This window comes from Azomonas macrocytogenes, from assembly GCF_014191985.1.
GTDB lineage: Bacteria > Pseudomonadota > Gammaproteobacteria > Pseudomonadales > Pseudomonadaceae > Azomonas > Azomonas macrocytogenes.
In genome coordinates this window covers 54,231-72,558 of sequence record NZ_JACHXI010000017.1, presented here as the reverse complement: position 1 = coordinate 72,558, position 18,328 = coordinate 54,231, and the positions used below count along the sequence as shown (strand labels likewise).

The 18,328-nt window shown below is 55.4% G+C and carries 16 protein-coding genes; 10 read left to right on the top strand and 6 right to left on the bottom strand.

Annotated elements, in window-relative coordinates:
- Window positions 1-228 precede the first annotated feature (228 nt).
- The 5 genes from FHR87_RS14615 to FHR87_RS14595 all read left to right on the top strand — a co-directional run bounded on the left by FHR87_RS14615 (window position 229) and on the right by FHR87_RS14595 (window position 4,153).
- Window positions 229-1,251: an NAD(P)H-dependent glycerol-3-phosphate dehydrogenase gene (locus tag FHR87_RS14615; RefSeq protein ID WP_183167448.1), complete on the top strand. Its 1,023-nt coding sequence runs from the start codon at window positions 229-231 to the stop codon at window positions 1,249-1,251.
- 31 nt (window positions 1,252-1,282) lie between these two features.
- Window positions 1,283-1,600 (top strand): DUF4389 domain-containing protein, encoded by a 318-nt coding sequence (locus FHR87_RS14610; protein WP_183167447.1) that lies wholly within the window; start codon window positions 1,283-1,285, stop codon window positions 1,598-1,600.
- A 23-nt stretch (window positions 1,601-1,623) separates the two neighbouring features.
- Window positions 1,624-2,088 carry a SixA phosphatase family protein gene (locus FHR87_RS14605; protein ID WP_183167446.1) on the top strand — a complete coding sequence of 155 codons (465 nt, stop codon included), beginning with the start codon at window positions 1,624-1,626 and terminating at the stop codon, window positions 2,086-2,088.
- 101 nt (window positions 2,089-2,189) lie between these two features.
- Complete coding sequence (locus FHR87_RS14600) at window positions 2,190-2,993, top strand: DUF4892 domain-containing protein (RefSeq protein WP_338021256.1); 804 nt, start codon at window positions 2,190-2,192, stop codon at window positions 2,991-2,993.
- A gap of 59 nt (window positions 2,994-3,052) precedes the next feature.
- Window positions 3,053-4,153, top strand: a complete 1,101-nt coding sequence (locus tag FHR87_RS14595; RefSeq protein ID WP_183167445.1) for an AI-2E family transporter — start codon at window positions 3,053-3,055, stop codon at window positions 4,151-4,153.
- 6 nt (window positions 4,154-4,159) lie between these two features.
- Here the strand turns inward: FHR87_RS14595 and FHR87_RS14590 are convergent, their stop codons facing one another.
- From FHR87_RS14590 to FHR87_RS14580, 3 genes are all read right to left on the bottom strand, one after another.
- Window positions 4,160-5,164, bottom strand: a complete 1,005-nt coding sequence (locus FHR87_RS14590) for a patatin-like phospholipase family protein (protein WP_183167444.1) — start codon at window positions 5,162-5,164, stop codon at window positions 4,160-4,162.
- A gap of 107 nt (window positions 5,165-5,271) precedes the next feature.
- The gene (locus tag FHR87_RS14585; RefSeq protein ID WP_221189859.1) at window positions 5,272-5,382 is read right to left on the bottom strand and encodes a ZrgA family zinc uptake protein; all 111 of its coding nucleotides are present in this window, start codon (window positions 5,380-5,382) and stop codon (window positions 5,272-5,274) included.
- Window positions 5,383-5,856: 474 nt separating this feature from the next.
- Window positions 5,857-6,225: a histone-like nucleoid-structuring protein, MvaT/MvaU family gene (locus FHR87_RS14580; RefSeq protein ID WP_183167443.1), complete on the bottom strand. Its 369-nt coding sequence runs from the start codon at window positions 6,223-6,225 to the stop codon at window positions 5,857-5,859.
- 564 nt (window positions 6,226-6,789) lie between these two features.
- Here FHR87_RS14580 and hrpA point away from each other — a divergent pair.
- Window positions 6,790-10,830 carry an ATP-dependent RNA helicase HrpA gene (gene hrpA, locus FHR87_RS14575; RefSeq protein WP_183167442.1) on the top strand — a complete coding sequence of 1,347 codons (4,041 nt, stop codon included), beginning with the start codon at window positions 6,790-6,792 and terminating at the stop codon, window positions 10,828-10,830.
- A 104-nt stretch (window positions 10,831-10,934) separates the two neighbouring features.
- Here the strand turns inward: hrpA and FHR87_RS14570 are convergent, their stop codons facing one another.
- Together FHR87_RS14570 and FHR87_RS14565 are read right to left on the bottom strand one after the other, a co-directional pair.
- Window positions 10,935-11,648: a glycerophosphodiester phosphodiesterase gene (locus FHR87_RS14570; RefSeq protein WP_183167441.1), complete on the bottom strand. Its 714-nt coding sequence runs from the start codon at window positions 11,646-11,648 to the stop codon at window positions 10,935-10,937.
- Window positions 11,649-11,779: 131 nt separating this feature from the next.
- The gene (locus tag FHR87_RS14565; protein WP_183167440.1) at window positions 11,780-12,340 is read right to left on the bottom strand and encodes a PilZ domain-containing protein; all 561 of its coding nucleotides are present in this window, start codon (window positions 12,338-12,340) and stop codon (window positions 11,780-11,782) included.
- A 96-nt stretch (window positions 12,341-12,436) separates the two neighbouring features.
- Between FHR87_RS14565 and FHR87_RS14560 the strand changes: the two genes are divergently transcribed.
- The 4 genes from FHR87_RS14560 to FHR87_RS14545 are packed head-to-tail and all read left to right on the top strand — an operon-like array spanning window position 12,437 to window position 16,375.
- Entirely contained in the window at window positions 12,437-13,684 is a 1,248-nt protein-coding gene (locus tag FHR87_RS14560) for a lipoprotein-releasing ABC transporter permease subunit (protein ID WP_183167439.1), read from the top strand.
- Window positions 13,677-14,387: a lipoprotein-releasing ABC transporter ATP-binding protein LolD gene (lolD, locus tag FHR87_RS14555; protein WP_183167438.1), complete on the top strand. Its 711-nt coding sequence runs from the start codon at window positions 13,677-13,679 to the stop codon at window positions 14,385-14,387. The genes FHR87_RS14560 and lolD overlap by 8 nt, the downstream gene beginning before the upstream one ends.
- On the top strand, window positions 14,387-15,631 hold the full coding sequence (locus FHR87_RS14550) for a lipoprotein-releasing ABC transporter permease subunit (RefSeq protein ID WP_183167437.1): 1,245 nt from the start codon (window positions 14,387-14,389) through the stop codon (window positions 15,629-15,631). The genes lolD and FHR87_RS14550 overlap by 1 nt, the downstream gene beginning before the upstream one ends.
- A 27-nt stretch (window positions 15,632-15,658) precedes the next feature.
- On the top strand, window positions 15,659-16,375 hold the full coding sequence (locus FHR87_RS14545; RefSeq protein ID WP_183167436.1) for a glutathione S-transferase N-terminal domain-containing protein: 717 nt from the start codon (window positions 15,659-15,661) through the stop codon (window positions 16,373-16,375).
- 206 nt (window positions 16,376-16,581) lie between these two features.
- On the opposite strand, the gene leuA is transcribed toward FHR87_RS14545, so the two are convergent.
- Window positions 16,582-18,252 carry a 2-isopropylmalate synthase gene (gene leuA, locus FHR87_RS14540; protein ID WP_183167435.1) on the bottom strand — a complete coding sequence of 557 codons (1,671 nt, stop codon included), beginning with the start codon at window positions 18,250-18,252 and terminating at the stop codon, window positions 16,582-16,584.
- Between the last annotated feature and the right edge of the window lie 76 nt (window positions 18,253-18,328).

Genomic DNA, 18,328 nt, shown 5'->3' with positions numbered 1-18,328 from the left:
GGGCTGCTTTGCCATCTCTTTCAAAGAGAAATCAAATGTTGAGGCTTGTTTGAAATTCTTCATATATCAATTTACTACGATTAAATGACTTGCTTGCTCAAGGTGATTTCTGAACGCTGTGACTATGTGCTTTCGTGCTGTTTTAGAGTGTGGCTGGTCGATAATTCTATGCCACGTATCACGTATAATGCCATTAATGCCAGTTGCCTGGCTTGAAACGGGAGCCTCATGAAAAATCAATCACCTGTAGCAGTTCTTGGTGGCGGTAGTTTCGGTACCGCGATCGCCAATCTTCTCGCTGAAAACGGCCATCGTGTCCGCCAATGGATGCGTAACGAGACTCAGGCTGAGACTATGCGTAGCCAGCGCCAGAATCCGAATTACCTCACGGATGTACCTATTCTTCCGGGGGTGGAGCCGGTAAACGATCTGGTTCAGACGCTGGATGAGTGCGAGCTTATTTTCGTCGCACTGCCATCCAGCGCATTGCGCCAGGCGCTACAACCTCATGCATCGCGCCTTGCTGGTAAGCTGCTGATTAGCATGACTAAAGGCATCGAGGCACAAAGCTTCATGCTGATGAGTCAAATCCTTGAGGATATTGCTCCCGATGCTCGTATCGGCGTGCTGTCAGGACCCAACCTGGCGCGAGAAATTGCTGACCATGCCTTGACTGCGACGGTCATCGCTAGCGACGACGAAACACTTTGCCAACACGTGCAAGACGTTCTGCATGGTCGTACTTTCCGTGTCTATGCCAGTCCTGATCGATTTGGTGTCGAACTCGGGGGGGCATTGAAAAATGTCTATGCAATCATGGCTGGTCTGGCGGCCGCACTGAACATGGGGGAAAACACCAAGAGCATGCTGATCACGCGAGCTCTGGCTGAAATGACCCGCTTCGCTGTCAAACTGGGAGCCAATCCCATGACTTTTTTAGGGCTGGCCGGCGTAGGCGATCTGATCGTTACATGCTCTTCCCCGAAAAGCCGTAATTATCAAGTAGGCTGGGCACTGGGTGAAGGGCTCGGTCTGGACGAAGCAGTCGATCGTTTGGGTGAGGTCGCCGAAGGCGTCAATACTCTGAAAGTGCTCAAAGCCAAGGCTGAAGAGCTGCAGGTCTATATGCCGTTGGTATCCGGCCTGTATGCCATTCTTTTTGAAAAATATACATTGGATCAGGTGATCGAGATGCTGATGCTCAGTGAGCCCAAGACCGATGTGGACTTCATTTCTTCAACTGGCTTCTGAATCAACCGGCTTTTCAACCTTGGAGTAGTCGATGAATAATTCCAATCAGGCGATAGATCGTGAATCTCTGGTGTTGCGTGTCGTCTGGATGCTGGTCTTCTTTTTCGTGTGGCAGCTTGCCGAACTCGTACTACTTGGAATCGTTGTTGTCCAATTGATCCTGAAGCTTTCCAAGGGGCACCCCAGTAGTGATCTCATGGCTTTTGGCGATAGTGTCAGCCAATATATTGCCCAGATCGGTCGTTTCGGAACATTCAATACTGAGCAAAAGCCCTGGCCTTTGGCTGATTGGCCGAAGCCACGGCCTGCAGAGGTGGAAATGGTCGATCTCGCCAAGAAATTCCATTAGCCAGTCAAGTAAGAGGATCACCTATGAAACTCTGGCTGTTGCGTCATGGGGAGGCTGAGCCAAAGGTCCGTACCGACGACGAACGAGCCTTGACCGAGCGAGGCCGGCGGGAGGTTAGCTCCAGCGCCGTGCATCTGCGTGGGCGTTCACTGGCTTGTATTCTGGTCAGTCCCTATGTCAGGGCCCAGCAGTCGGCTGAACTGGTCCGGGAATACCTGGGGTATACCGGACCTTGCGAAACGGTTCCCTGGATTATTCCGGATTCTACGCCGAACGAAGCCTTACCCCATCTTGATCGTTACGATGGTCGCGAGTTACTACTGGTCACCCATCAAACCTTTGTCGGAGAGTTCGCCAGCTTGTTGGTGCATGGCCATCGTAGCGAGCCACTATCGATGCCGACCGGTAGTCTTGCCGAATTGGAGGGAGAGGTGATTGCTGCAGGGGCGATGCACCTGGTTGCTTTGTATCGCCCTTATTCGAATTGATGAGGTCTGCCTGGGTTCGTTGACGGCAAGCCTTCGGGGTCGGGTCGTCAGTCTCAAGCGCTTGACCTGATCTTGCGATGCTGGTCCATCGAGGTAAGGCAGTGAAAACGCAATATATGCTGGGGCTGATTCTTGTTGCAGGTTCGTCCTGGGCTGCAGATATGCCAGATAGCCGGGATTTGCCTCAACTGCCGCGCTATCCTCAGTCACAAATCGTCGATTACAAGCAGACGGACGTAGTGGGGCGCGTCTACCCCAAGAGTTCACTACAGCGTATTGGTGGCCGCTTGCGTATGGAGGCGCAAGTGAGCGCTTCGGGTGAACTGACGGCAATCACTTATCTGCTATCCGACACTCATTCAGCTACCGATGCGTTCGCGCAGGCAAAGCATGCTCTGTTACAGCAGGAGGCAGAGCTGCTTTTCTGGTGCGAAGGGCGAGATTGCGGCTCGAGTAGCCTTTGGGCAAATTCGATTTTCGAGCGTTCGCTGCTATATGGGCCTGAAAGCCAGCAGGCTTATTTGTTGGCAAGATTTCCCGGAAGCCCCGATAGTCTGGTCGTGTTGTACGGCATTACTCGAGGAAACGGGCGTTCTTATCTACAAGTGGAGCAACTAGTGCCTGCCGATGCTTTGGGTGAGTTGTTACCTACGCCAGCGACTTTGCTACGGCTGCTGAAAGATACTGGCAAGTTGAATTTATCGCGTTGGCCCGATTCGCCACTGGACCCTTGGACCCAACTGCTCGTGCGCACATTGCAGCAAGATAGCACCCTGCAGGTAAGCATTGGTGGGCGTGACGCGGTTGCCTGGCGTGAAGCCTTGGTGGCGAAGGGAGTACGGGTTACTCGTTTGGAGTTGGAGAATTCCGGTTCCCCTGGTGTGTATGTGACACTCTTGCGCTGATTTTTGCCGTCAAGTTGCAATATAGTCGTTCCGTTTTTATTGGCATATTAGGATTTCAAATGCTCGGAAACGACCGTTTACTGGTGCAAATTCTTCTGTTGAGCCTATTGGGCGCTTGCCTTTGGGTTCTTGCACCCTTTGTTTCGGTTCTCTTCTGGGCAGCTGTATTGGCTTTTGCCAGCTGGCCGTTGATGAGAATGTTGACTCTGCGACTGAAGGGTAACGAGGCGCTTGCCGCAGGCATTCTTACCGGTGGTTGGATGTTGCTGGTAGCTGTACCGCTGATTCTGCTCGGCTTTGATCTGGCGGACCACATTCGCTCGCTCAATGCGCTGATTCGTGATCTGCAGGTAGACGGTCTGCCGCCACCGCCGGATTGGTTGGCTAATCTGCCCATGATCGGTTCCTGGCTGGTGGAGGCCTGGCAAACCGTAAACGAAGAAGGTACAGCCTTTTTTGTCAGGATTCGTCCTTATCTCGGACAGGTCGGCAATTGGTTGCTTGTACACAGTGCGCGTATTGGTACCGGTATTCTGGAACTGGCGCTGAGCCTGGTTTTGGTGTTCTTTTTCTATCGTGATGGCCTGCAGTTGGCTGCCTTCGTACGTGGGGTCCTGCAACGCTTGATTGGCGAGCAAGCAGCTGATCATTATTTAAAATTGATCGCCGGGACAATCCAGCGAGTGGTCAACGGGGTTATCGGAACTGCCGCGGCTCAAGGTTCTCTGGCTTTGATCGGATTGTTGATTGCAGGTGTTCCGGGAGCCCTGATGCTTGGCCTTCTGACTTTTGCACTGAGCCTGATTCCTGTTGGGCCACCCATGGTATGGATACCGGCTACAGGCTGGCTGGCCTGGAAAGGAGAGTATGGTTACGCGGTTTTTCTCGGTATTTGGGGAATGTTCGTCATCAGTGGCGTAGATAACGTACTCAAGCCCTATCTGATCAGCCGTGGTGGAAACCTGCCGGTGGTGGTGGTCCTGCTTGGCGTGTTCGGCGGTATCCTGGCATTCGGCTTCATGGGGCTTTTCCTAGGTCCTACGCTTCTGGCGGTAACCTATAGCCTGTTGGGCGACTGGGTAATCAAGGGAACTCCCAAGGTGGTGCCATCAACCACTTCGCTTTCGTTTCCGGCGCAGAAAGAGTCAGCATCAGAATGATTTCAGCTATGGATATCCGTGTTCTTCTTCATAGCGATCAAGCGTGTCCCGGGCAATAATCCTACCAAGTTCGATCAATTCAAGAGCCTTGTAGAATTCGAAGAAGCGACAGGCTCTTCTTGGAATATTGATCAGCACGTCCGGCGGATAACCAGCAATCTTGTATTGCGTCAGCGAATCCTGCATGACTTCGAGGCTCTGGTTGATCAATTCAAGCATGGACGCTGGCCCGGTTACATCGATCACCTGGGATCCTTCTGCGGATTTGGGAGTACCTCTGGCTTCCCGAGCTGTGGCGGTTTGGGTTCTGGTCGAAACATCGAAAGCTTCGGTCAGTTCTTCTTCATCCTTGCTTTCCTTGCGCCAGAATGTCAGATGCGAACTTAAAGAGCCCATCAACTGGTCGAATCGCCCTTTGGCCAGCATTCCAGGTCGCTCGATTACAGGTAGTGAGTAATGGGGATTATCGCTGGCACAGAGATTGACAGCGACGATCATGTCGCAATGACTGGAGACAACCGGCACGATTGGCAACGGGTTGAGCAATCCGCCATCCACTAGAACGCGTTTACCGAGGATGACCGGCGTAAACAGGCTGGGAATAGCAGCCGAGGCACGCATGGCTTGATGCAGACAGCCTTCCTGAAACCACATTTCCTGGTGATTGGTCAGATCTGTGGCTACGGCAGTGAAAGGTATTGGCAAATTTTGTATGTCGACTTCGCCGACAATCTCGCGAATACGGTTGAATACTTTTTCACCGCGGATAGCTCCGAGACTGAAGCTGACATCCAGTAGCCGCATTACATCGAGATAATCAAGCTTCGTGACCCATTCACGATAGACAGCAAGTTTGCCGGCAGCATGAATGCCGCCAATTACAGCGCCTATCGAGCAACCGGCGATACAGCCAATCTGGTAGCCGCGACTTTCGATTTCTTCAATCACACCAATATGCGCATAGCCTCGTGCACCGCCAGACCCGAGTACTAGTGCAACCTTTTTGCCCATCTCGAATTCTCCTGGTATCGGGGTGAGCCGGCATCCTGCCATGGCAAGCAATTTGCCAATGACGACCGGGCAACTGCATAACCGGATACAGCAGCCACTATTTATACCTATTTTGCCTTATCCGCTCCGCTGGCGATGAAGTGCTCGAAGCCGACAAGGTTCATCATCGAAGCTTCCAATTCTATTTCCAGGGTTTGGTTATCCAGGCCAGTATTCAATGCCGCAATGCCATATGGTTGATCTAGTGGGCAGTGGTGTAATCACCAGTAGATCGAGTATTCGAAAATGGTATCCGGTATAGCAGACTACCTCTTAATGGCTTCGATGTGAAAACATCAGGCGGAAACTAGGCAGGTCTGCGAGGTGATTACTCGCTTTTAACGCATGGCAATATGAATAGTGTTCAATTAAACGAGCAAAACAATCGTCCTGGGTTGGGATTGAGTTGAAATATTCAATATTCGCAGGGCCACCTGTTTGCAAGATGAAAGGGCATGCCCAGGATTGATGAGGCTCTCATGGTTTGAGCTGGCTTGCGAGCGGCTGAGGTTAGTCGTGACGAATACTTTGCCGATACTGCATTTGTATCGATGTAATACTTGAGAATTATTTGGAACTACAGGAGTTATTTCAGCTGAAAGGGCGAATCCGTTCCCGATCATGTGAATCGGGAGACGGATCGTCTGTTGCTCTTATTGAACCCAGCTTTCCACTGCTTGTGGTCCATATTCGCTTTTCCATTGTTTGAGCACTTTATGATTGCCTCCCTTGGTTTCGACGATTTCGCCGGTTTCCGGGTGCTTATAGCGCTTCAATGAACGTTCCTTGCGAGAAGAAACAGGTTTGGCTTGCTTGGATGACTGTTGTGGCTGATGGAGGTTCGGATCCAGAATTGCAATAACACCCTGGAGATTCTGATCGTATTCGGCCATCAGGTCATGCAGTTTGTTCTCGAATTCTATTTCACGCTGCAACGATGCATTGGATTTCATATCTTCGAGTTCTTGCAATTGTGCTCTCAGCTTTTCTTCGAGGGCACGAAACTCAGCAAGGCGGGACATATTTCACTCCGAATGATTTTAGTTGTTTCATTTTTACAAAAAGTGATTATCAAGTCTAGCTGGATAAAACATTATTCTTTGTAAACACTAATATCGGATTTTTCAGAATATTAATTCACGCAGTTTTCATGTCTTTAAGCCAAGGATTTTTGCATGGAATTGCCGGTTGCTTTTATGACCAACTAGTAAGGTAACTGTTTGCTTGAGCCGCATTATCAAAGTTAAGAATGTCAGTCGCTGGATAAATGCATTTCGTTTTAACCGGAGGTATATGGCAAAAATCCGACACGCCATGACGGTATTTTGCTCTATCGTCGCCCTATCTTATTCGTATCGGACAGCAACGCAGGATGCGTGGATCGTCAGGGACGATGGATTGATCACGGATATCGAGTCGGCAGGATGCTGTGTCCGATGAACAAAAGCCCGCTTCGGCGGGTTTTTGTTTTTCCGCGCAATGGCTGCTGGGGAGCGCACCAGTCATGCATCTGCTCAAAAGCACTCAGGCTGCTCCTTGATTTGCCGTAAACTTCGTTTTTTATATGTACCGACTTCCCGAGCTTCATGACCGATCAAATAACTTCTCCCGACCAGCTTCTGCAGCGTCTTGACCATATCCTGATTGCCGATCGCCATCGCCTGCGCCGCCAACTGCATGAATTGCGCAAGCAGCCGGACGAAGCACGACTGGCCAGGTCGTTGGAACGTTTTCAAACTTCCTGTGCATTGGTCGAGGCACGCCGGCAGAGTGTTCCGGCGATTCGCTACGACGAGCAATTGCCCATCGCTGCCAAGCGCGACGAGATCAAGGCCGCGCTGGAAAAGCATCAAGTGGTGGTAATCGCGGGTGAAACCGGCTCAGGCAAGACCACCCAGTTGCCGAAGATCTGCCTGGAGATTGGCCGAGGCGTGTACGGGATGATCGGCCATACCCAGCCGCGCCGCTTGGCAGCGCGCAGCGTTGCGACACGGGTAGCCGAGGAGCTGGGTACGCCGCTGGGCGAACTGGTAGGGTATCAGGTGCGTTTCGAGGATCAGTCCAACGAGCGCAGTCTGATCAAGTTGATGACCGATGGCATCCTGTTGGCCGAGACGCAGCATGACCGTTTTCTCGAACGCTATGACACCCTCATTGTCGACGAAGCCCACGAGCGCAGCCTGAATATCGATTTCCTGCTCGGTTTTCTGAAAATCCTGTTGCCGCGCCGACCCGATCTCAAGTTGATCATCACTTCCGCAACCATCGACCTGGAGCGTTTTTCGAAGCATTTCAATAATGCGCCTATTGTCGAAGTTTCCGGCCGTACCTATCCGGTGGAAACCTGGTATCGACCGCTGACGGCGGAGATGGATGAAGAGGGTGAGCCGCTGATGGACGATCTTACCGTCGATCAGGGCATCCTCGCTGCACTGGAAGACATCGAAGCCCACGAGCGTAGTGTCGGCAAGCGTCCTGGCGATGTGCTGGTGTTTCTGCCTGGCGAGCGCGAGATTCGTGATGCTGCCGAGATGCTGCGCAAAGCCAGTCTGCGTTTTACCGAAGTGCTGCCACTCTATGCGCGTCTGACGCCGGCCGAGCAGCAGAAAATCTTCCAGCCGCGTCCGGCACGCAAGGTCGTGCTGGCCACCAATGTCGCGGAAACTTCGCTCACAGTGCCGGGCATCCGCTATGTGATCGACAGCGGCACCGCACGCATCAGTCGCTACAGCTATCGCGCCAAGGTTCAGCGATTGCCCATCGAGGCTGTGTCCCAGGCCAGTGCCAACCAACGCAAGGGCCGTTGCGGGCGGGTCGAGCCGGGTATCTGCATTCGTTTATATAGTGAAGAGGATTTTCTCGGACGACCGGAATTCACCGACCCGGAAATCCTGCGTACCAATCTTGCGGCGGTGATTCTGCAGATGCTGCATCTGCGCCTGGGCAATATCGAAGATTTCCCGTTTATCGAACCGCCCGAAGGGAAAGCGATCAGCGATGGTTTCAATCTGTTGCAGGAGCTTTCCGCCGTTAATCGCGAAAGCCAGCTCACGCCACTGGGTCGCCAATTGGCTCGGTTGCCCATTGATCCACGGTTGGGACGCATTCTGCTCGAAGGTGCCCAGCAAGGTAGTCTCGACGAAGTGCTGATCGTCGCCAGTGCGCTGTCGGTACAGGACCCACGCGAGCGACCGCTGGAGCGCCAGCAGGCGGCCGATCAGGCGCATGCGCAATGGAAGGATGTGGACTCCGATTTCGCTGCGCTGATCAATCTCTGGCGTGGTTTTGAGGAGCAGCGCCAGGCGCTCGGTTCCAATGCGCTGCGCAACTGGTGCAAGAAAAATTTCCTCAACTATCTGCGCCTGCGTGAATGGCGTGATGCTCATCGCCAGCTTGCTCTGGTCTGCCGTGAGCTCAAACTGTCTACTACTAATAAGAGTAGAGTAGAGGATTCGCAAAGCGATCTTTCATCGAAGCTTGCCGAGAACACTGAATCTCGTTCGCAAAAAAAGCCGCTCGGTGTGAAATCCGGCCAATCTCCTGAAACTGAAGAAACACTCCAGCGTGCCCGCACGTACGCGGCGGTACACAAGGCCATTCTTTCCGGATTGCTCAGCCAGATTGGCCAGAAGACCGAAGAAGGCGACTACAACGGTGCGCGCCAGCGGCGCTTCTGGATTCATCCGGCCAGTGTCATCGGTCGCAAAAAGCCAAACTGGGTGATGGCCGCCGAGTTGGTGGAAACCACCAAGCTGTTTGCCCGTATGGTGGCGAAAATCGATCCGGACTGGATCGAACCTCTGGCTGGCCATCTCGTGAAGAAAAATTACCTTGAACCGCACTGGGAAAAAAAACGTGGCCAGGTCGTTGCCTTCGAACAGGTCACGCTGTACGGACTGATTGTCATCGGCCGTCGTTCAATGCATTACGGCCCGCACGACCCGGTTATAGCCCGTGAGTTATTCATCCGCGAAGGGTTGGTGCGTGGTGATATCAACAGTCGTGCCAAATGCCTGGGGATCAATCGCGAGTTGCTGGAACGTCTGGACGAACTGGAAGCCAAGGCGCGCCGCCGTGACATCCTGGCCGACGAGGAAACCCTGTTCGCCTACTACGATGCCCGGGTGCCGGCAGATATTTACCAGACCGCCAGTTTCGATAACTGGTATCGCCGTGAAAGCGCGAAGGACCCGCAGCTACTGATCATGCGCGAGGAAGACGTGCTGGCTCGCGAGGCCAGCGAGGTTACCGCTGCGCACTATCCGGATACTCTGCGCCTGGGCGAGCTGCAGTTGCCATTGGATTACCACTTCGAACCCAACCATCCGCGTGATGGCGTGACCGTTCGCGTCCCAGCGCCGTTGTTGCCGCAACTGCCGGCCGAACGACTGGACTGGCTGGTGCCCGGTTTGCTCGAAGCCAGGGCTGTGGCGCTGGTGCGCAACTTGCCCAAGGCGATCCGCAAAAACTTTGTGCCAGTGCCGGATTTTGTCAACGCAGCGTTGGCCAAGATTGTTTTCGGTGAAGGTGCGTTGCCCGATGCACTTGGCCGCGAACTACAGCGTATGACCGGTGTTCGTGTTCCGGAAGAGGCTTGGAGCGAAGCCGCCGCGCAGCTGGAAAATCACCTGAAGATGAATCTCAACGTCATCGACGCCAACGGTAAGCACCTGGGTGAAGGCCGCGATCTGGCCGCACTCACTGCTCAATTCGCCAAGGAAAGCCAGGCTGCGCTGGCCATCGCGCAACAAAAGGCCGAAAGCCGGCCGGTGGCAGCCACGGCGTTCGCTCCGGTGGCAGAAAAGGCTCAGCAGAAAATCGCCGGTCTGGCCATGACGATTTATCCTGCGTTGGTGGAGGAAGGCGGCACCGTCAAGGAAGGCCGCTTTTCCACCCAGGCCGAAGCTGAATTTCAGCACCGCCGTGCCCTGCAACGTCTGCTGCTACAGCAACTGGTCGAGCCGACCAAAGCCATGCGCGGCAAACTCTCCGGTCTGACCGAACTTGGCCTGCTCTATCGCGAGCTGGGCAAGGTGGATGCGCTGGTTGAAGATATTCAACTCGCCAGCCTCGATAGCGCTGTTCTCGACGGCGAAGCGCCGTTACCTCGTGACGGTGCCGCACTGGCTACCCTGGCCGAGAAAAAATGCAGCGATTGGAAGCCGCAGGCCGACCAACTGGCCAAACTGGTGCTGGAGATTCTCAAGCGTTGGCACGATTTGCAAAAACGCTTCAAGGGGCGCATCGATCTGGCCCAGGCCATGGCGCTCAATGATATCAAGCAGCAACTCGCTCAGCTGATTTACCCTGGTTTTGTCCGTGACACCCCGCTCGAATGGCTCAGGGAATACCCGCGTTATCTCAAGGCCATCGAGCAACGCCTGGACAAAGTCGGCGCGCAAATCCAGCGCGATCGCGTCTGGACCGGCGAATTGGCCGGTTACCAGGAGCAATACCAGGCGCGTGCCACCAAGCATGCACAGGAAGGCAAGCGCGACGGCAATCTGTTGCTGTATCGCTGGATGCTGGAGGAATATCGGGTATCGCTGTTTGCGCAGCAATTAGGGACGAAGATGGCAGTATCGGATAAACGGCTCGCCAAACAATGGAGCGCTGTTGAAGCCTAATCGGGACGTGTCGGGTTTTGCTTGCATCTTCCAGCACAAGGGGACTGAAGCTTGCCAAGGTACGGACGAGATGAAAAACATCCGTACCTGCTTCCGGTTTTCGCTCACAGTACCGATACGGCCCGGCCGGGATAGTCGGTGATGATGCTGTCCACCCCCATGTCGGCGAGACGACGCATCAGAGCGGTATCGTTGACGGTCCAGATCGAGACATGCAGCCCTTGCTGCTGTGCTTTGGCCAAGCGTCCGGGAGTACAGAGCGTCCAGTTCAGCGCCAGCAATTGACAGCCGTATTGCGTAGCGACTTTCACCGGGTCGAGCCAGGCATATTCGGCTACCAGGCCGCGAGAGATATCGGGTGTCAGGTGATTGAGTGCGCGCAGTACTGCGCGTGAGCTGGAGGTCACGGTGATCCGTTCGAGCAGGTTGTACTGCCGGGCCAGCTTGTCGATGGCTTGCACGGTGCGTGCGGCCCGTTCGCGCGATGCGCTTTTCACTTCCAGTTGCCAATGTTCGAAATCACATTGCTCGAACAGCTCCGCCAGACGTGGAATGGGGCAGGGCTGTTTCCATTCCGGTCCCGCTTGACGTGCGTCGTAGCCGGCAAGGTCTGCGGCGTTTTGCTGGGCGACTTTGCCTCGACGTCCGGTTGTGCGCTTGAGGGTCGGATCGTGGATGACCATCAACTCCCCATCGAGGGAGAGATGCAGGTCCAGTTCGCAACGGTGTACGCCGTGATCAAGGCACTTCTGGAAGCTGGCCAGGGTATTTTCCGGTGCTTCGCCTTTGGCACCACGATGTCCGTAAATCAGAGTCAATCCAGCTCTCCTTGCTCTGCTGAGCGTCGTTATCGTGCGATATGGAAATGCCCGGAGAGGTCCGAGGCTTCCAGGAAAATCCGGGTTTTGCAGTGCTTGCCATTGACTGCAGCCAACGGCAGGCATATGGGTCATTGCTCTTGCGGCTTCTGTTGGGTGAGGCGGCGTTCAAGGGCCTGTCTTTTCACTATATGACGGGCCAGCAGTTGGCGCTGGGCATCGGTCAGCAAGTCGAATTCGGCACCGATATCATACTGGCCGTCGGCACGCGGTCGGCAATAGGCTACCTGTGCGTGCAGTAGCAGGGCCAAGGCGTCCGGCAGCAGCAACAGCTTGAGAGCGACCGGCTGGTTTTCCGGCAGCGGCCGAGAGTTACTGAAGCTGATACCGCCTTCGGAAAGCACGGCATCGCGAGGCTGGCTGATCTCCTTGATCAGTTCCTGGGCCAAGGCACGGCCCAGAAGTTCGAAACGCTTGTTCTGGATCGTCAGATAACTGGCCAGCGTACGATTGTCATTGCCGATCTGGCGCAGCAGTGGCTGGCTCTCGAGTTCCAGCCGGTACAGTTCGCTCAACAGGGTGAATAGGGGCGGCAGCTCGGCCTGCATTGCTTCGACAGGGAGGATTTCCAGTGCGATCCTGTCTTCGATGCGATAGTATTCGCGGCGTTCTTGCGTATCTTGTGTCGTCATGATGGTGACATGGCTGGCGTAATGACTTGAGTGTATCAGCCTGGGCCGGCACCGGCTTTCGGCATCTCCTTACTTCTCGGCAAATTCTTCTCCCTTATGTTCAGACCGCTGTCCGTCTATATCGGAACGCGCTACACCCGGGCCAGACGCCGTACTCTCTTCGTTTCCTTCATCTCGCTGACCTCGATGATCGGCCTGGCACTCGGTGTGCTGGTGATGATCCTGGTGCTATCCGTCATGAATGGCTTCGATTACGAAATGCGTACCCGTGTGCTTGGCATGGTTCCGCACGCCACACTGGAAAGTCCTGTCCCCATCGATGACTGGCAGGCGTTGGCCGCGCGCGTTGGCAAGCATCCTGAGGTAGCTGCCAGTGCACCTTTCATCCAGATGCAGGGGTTGCTGACGCATGCTGGCAATGTGCAGAAAACGCTGATCAATGCGATCGACCCAAGCCTGGAGCCACAGGTTTCGCTTATCCAGAACTTCTTTCGTGAAGGTGCGTTGGTGGATCTTGCGCCAGGTGAGTTTGCCATCGCCATTGGTGACAAGGCTGCTACCAAACTGGGTGTCAAGGTAGGCGACAAGATCACTTTTGTCGCGCCGGAAGTCAGTATCACGCCGGCCGGCATGTTTCCGCGGATGAAGCGCTTTACGGTGCGTGCAATCTTCCATGTCGGGGCTGGCGAGATCGATGGCTTCGTCGCACTGACCAATATCCAGGATCTAGCGCGCCTGCAGCGCTGGCGGCCCGATCAAGTCCAGGGCTTGCGCCTGCGTTTTGACGACCTGTTCAAGGCCCCGGTGATTGCTCGCGAGTTGGTGGACGAGCTGGGTGATGAGTTTTATTCCCGTGACTGGATGCGCACCCATGGCAATCTTTATCAGGCGATTCGCATGGAGAAGAGCATGATCGGCCTGCTATTGCTGCTGATCGTTGCTGTGGCGGCTTTCAATATCATTTCCACCCTGGTGATGGTGGTAAACGATAAGCGCGGCGACATTGCCATTCTGCGTACGCTGGGCGCGACGCCTGGGCAGATCATGGCGATCTTCATGGTGCAGGGCACGGTGATCGGTGTGGTCGGCACGCTGGCCGGTGCGGTTCTCGGCATTCTGGCGGCGCTCAATGTAAGCCGGGTAATCGCCGGGGTAGAGCAGTTGATCGGGCATAAATTCCTCGATTCAGACGTCTATTTCATCGATTACTTGCCGTCCCGGTTGATGACCGAAGACATTGTGATGATCTGCGGGGCAGCGTTGCTGCTGAGTTTTTTCGCGACCCTTTATCCGGCCTGGCGTGCGGCACGCACCAAACCGGCCGAGGCGCTACGTTATGAGTGAACAGGCTATGAATGAATTGGCCGAGTCGTCGGCAGTGCTGCGTTGCAGTAACCTGAGCAAGAGCTACGAAGAAGGGCCGCAGTCGGTATTGGTACTTTCCGGGCTTGAACTGGAACTGCATCCAGGCGAACGAGTTGCCATCGTCGGTAGCTCTGGCTCCGGCAAGAGCACTTTGTTGAATCTGCTAGGTGGCCTGGATACGCCAAGCAAGGGGAGTGTCTGGCTGGCCGGTGTGGAACTGTCGTCGTTGGGCGAAAAGGCGCGCGGACTTCTGCGCAATCGCGCCTTGGGTTTCGTTTATCAATTTCATCATCTGCTGCCGGAATTCACGGCGCTGGAAAACGTTTGCATGCCGCTTTTGATCGGCAAGGTGGCCATTCCCGAAGCCTGCCAGCGTGCTACCGAACTGCTTGAGCGCGTCGGCCTCGGGCAGCGGTTGGCGCATAAGCCGGCAGAGTTGTCCGGTGGTGAGCGCCAGCGCGTGGCCATTGCCCGGGCGCTGGCCAATCGTCCCGCACTGGTTCTACTGGATGAGCCCACTGGCAACTTGGATCACCATACCGCGCAGGGAATTCAGGAATTGATGCTAGAACTCAGTGGTTCGCTACGTACGGCTTTTCTGGTGGTGACCCACGATCCGCAATTGGCTGCGCAGATGGATCGGATACTGCGGCTGGAAGATGGCCGCCTGGTGGCTGCCTGATGTTCAGACCGCTCAGTCTCTTTATCGGCAGCCGTTACACGCGGGCAAAACGGCGAAGCCAGTACATTTCCTTCATCTCCTTGACCTCCATGATCGGCCTGGGCCTCGGGGTGCTGGCCCTGATTCTGGTGTTGTCAGTGATGAACGGTTTCCAGCGCGAAATGAGTTCGCGCATTCTTGGCCTGGTACCGCATGCGGTGATTTCCGCCAGCGAGCCTCTGCATGACTGGCAGAGCGTTGCCGAGCGGGCCATGGCCAATCCTGAAATTATCGGTGCTGCGCCTTTGACCCGGCTCGATGGCATGCTGTCCTTCCATGGCGAGATGCAGCCGATCCAGGTCAGTGGTATCGATCCGATCAGCGAGGCCAAGGTGTCTTCGCTGCCTGCGCAGCTCATCGGTGGTCGGCTGGACGACTTGCAGCCAGGCGAATTCGGCGTGATCGTTGGTCAGCTGACGGCGCGGCGTTTCGGGCTCACACTGGGCGACAAGCTGACTCTGATCGTGCCCGAACTCAGCGATTCTCCCGGTGGCGTCACGCCGCGCATGCATCGCCTGACTGTGGCTGGTGTGTTCAAGGTTGGCGCCGATCTGGACGGCAGTCTGGCGATGGTGCATATCGCCGACGCCGCCAGCATGCAGCGCTGGGAGCCCGGGCAGGTGGAAGGAGTACGGCTGAAGCTCACGGATCTCTATCGGTCAGCCACAGTGGCCGGGCAACTGGCCAAGGAGCTTGGTCCGAACTTCCGCGCTGAGGACTGGACGCGCACCGAAGGCAGTCTGTTCAGTGCCATGCAAATGGAAAAGACCATGATCGGCTTGCTGTTGCTGCTCATCATCGCGGTGGCGGCTTTCAATATTATCGCCACGCTGATCATGGTGGTGTCGGACAAGCGTATGGATATCGCCATCCTGCGCACACTGGGTGCGACGCCTCGGCAGATCATGACGATTTTCATGATCCAGGGCTGCATCATCGGCTTTTCCGGGACCCTTGTCGGAGCGGTGTTGGGTGTCGCCGCCGCACTGAATGTCAGCAAACTGGTCAACTGGATCGAGAAGACCCTGGGGCGTCATGTATTTGGTTCCGATGCCTATTTCATCACCTCATTGCCTTCGCAATTGCACTGGCAGGATGTGTTGCTGGTGGTGTCGGCGGGACTGCTGATGAGCTTTCTGGCGACCCTTTACCCGGCCTGGCGAGCTGCGCAGACACATCCTGCCGAAGCCTTGCGCTATGCTTGATTCACCGAATCAATCTCAGGAGCAAGCATGCCACGCCAACTGTACGAACTCTGCGGAGTGGACGAACGCCTGGTTTTTTCCCCTTATTGCTGGCGCGTGAAAATGGCCCTCAAGCACAAGGGGTTAGATTTCGAGACTGTGCCCTGGCATTTCCAGGATAAAGATGCCTTGGCCTTCTCTGGGCAGGAGCCGTCTGAGGCACGTAAAGTCCCGGTGTTTGTGGACGAGGACGGTACGGTCGTGACCGATAGTATGGCGATCATCCGTTATCTGGACCGTATTTATCCCGCACGTCCTTTACTCGGTGATGAGTTCGCTGCTGCTCGACTGGAGTTCATCCGCCATTGGTCCGAAGCGGTACTTTCACCAGCGGTGCTGAAGATCATCCTTGGCGATTTGTTTGCTACTCTGGACCCTGCCGACCAGCCTTACTTCCGCCGGACGCGCGAGGCACATTTGGGCATATCGCTGGAAGCTTTCCAGGATGCCGAAGCCGGTCATGCCGCGCTGGACCGGGCCCTGGTTCCGCTGCGCCGATGTCTGGCGCATTCGCCTTACCTGGATGGTGAAGCGCCAGCGGCGGCTGACTACGTTGCCTTCGGTGTATTCATGTGGGCGCGGGTAGTGGCTCGCCAGCCGCTACTGGCGAAGGATGATCTCGTCGATCAATGGACGGAGCGCCTGCTGGCGTGTTTTGGTGGTTTCGCGGCAAAGAGCCCGAGAGCGATTGATATCCTGCGCTGAATCGAGCCGACAGCGGGTGCTCGGTCGCTCGCCGAATAGAAACTACAAGACAAGCAACCGGATCATCCGAAGCAACTGATTGATTACAACGTTATTGATGAGAAAGCCGCTGCGGATATCGGAGAAGACGTACTCGGCAGGAAGTAGCTCGATCCGGGAAAGCAGAAAAGGGCCAGTGCGGCCCTTTTCATTGCTTCGGCTTATGCTCAGGCCGCTTTTGCCTGGGTTTGCTGCCGGGAGCGGTTCAAGGCGCTGAACAGTGCACGAAAACTGGCAGTGGTGATGTTCTCGTCGATACCGATGCCGTACAGGGAGCGGCCACCTTCGACCCGTAGTTCGATATAGGCTGCTGCCTTGGCCTTGGCGCCGCTGCCGATGGCGTGCTCGCTGTAATCCATGATTTCCGCTGATACCGGCAGGCTGGCAATCAAGGCTTCCAGCGGGCCTTTGCCGGTTCCCTGCCAGCGACGGGTTTCGCCATTTACCTGAACTTCCGCGTCGACCGTGCAAGTGGAGTTTTCTTCCTGCAGGCGATGGCCTTTGAAGGTATAGGGCGAGCTGACCTGTAGGTATTCCTCGATCAGCAAGGCATGAATCTGCGAAGCAGTCATTTCCAGTCCGTGGCGATCGGTTTCCCGTTGCACTACCTGGCTGAATTCGATCTGCAGACGGCGGGGCAGGATGATGCCGTATTCCTGTTCGAGCAGGTAGGTGATGCCACCTTTGCCTGACTGGCTGTTGACGCGGATTACCGCTTCGTAATCGCGACCGATATCGGCCGGGTCGATGGGTAGATAAGGGACTTCCCACATGGCGTCGCTCTTCTGCTGGGCAAAGCCCTTGCGGATGGCGTCCTGGTGCGAGCCGGAAAAAGCGGTATGGACCAGATCACCCACATAAGGGTGACGTGGATGCACCGGCAACTGGTTGCATTCCTCGACTATCTTGCGCACGCCATCGATATCGGAGAAATCCAGTTCTGGATCGACTCCCTGGGTGTAGAGATTCAGCGCCATGGTGACCAGATCCACGTTGCCGGTCCGCTCGCCATTGCCGAACAGGCAGCCTTCCACCCGGTCGGCACCGGCCAGCAGTCCCAGCTCACTGGCCGCCACACCGGTACCACGGTCGTTATGGGTGTGCAGGCTGATCAGCACGCTCTCGCGCCGGTCGACATGGCGGCAGAACCACTCGATCTGGTCGGCATAAATATTGGGCGTTGCCGCTTCGATCGTAGCCGGCAGGTTGAGGATGATCTTGTTGTCTGGGGTTGGTTGCCAGGCTCCGATAACCGCGTTGCATACTTCGACGGCAAAATCGGTTTCGGTGGAGCTGAATACTTCGGGCGAGTACTGGAAAGTCCAGCGAGTTTCCGGTTGTTGCTCGGCCAGGCGCTTAATGATTTGTGCCGCGTTTACTGCAATCTGCATCACTCCAGCCTTGTCCTGGTTGAAGACGATACGGCGGAACGACGGAGCGATAGCGTTGTAGACGTGCATGATCGCCTGCTTGGCGCCGCGCAGGGATTCGAAAGTACGAGTGATCAGGTCTTCACGGGCTTGGGTCAATACCTGGATGGTTACGTCATCGGGAATATGGCCATCTTCGATCAGGGTGCGGACGAAGTCGAAATCGGTCTGTGAGGCGGAAGGAAAACCTACTTCGATCTGTTTCAGACCGACTTGCACCAGAGTCTGGAAGAAGCGCAATTTTTTCTCGGCGTCCATCGGCTCGATCAGAGCCTGGTTACCGTCGCGCAGATCCGAGCTACACCAGATCGGAGCCTTGTCGATAACCCGGCTCGGCCATGTACGGTCGGGAATATCGATCGGTTTGAAGGTGCGGTATTTCTGCGACGGGTCCTTGAGCATGGACATGGAGCAATCCTCTTGTTCGATTTGGCAATTCTGAAAAGGCTGTAACGGCAATACAGCAGATAGTGTCAGTTGCGCA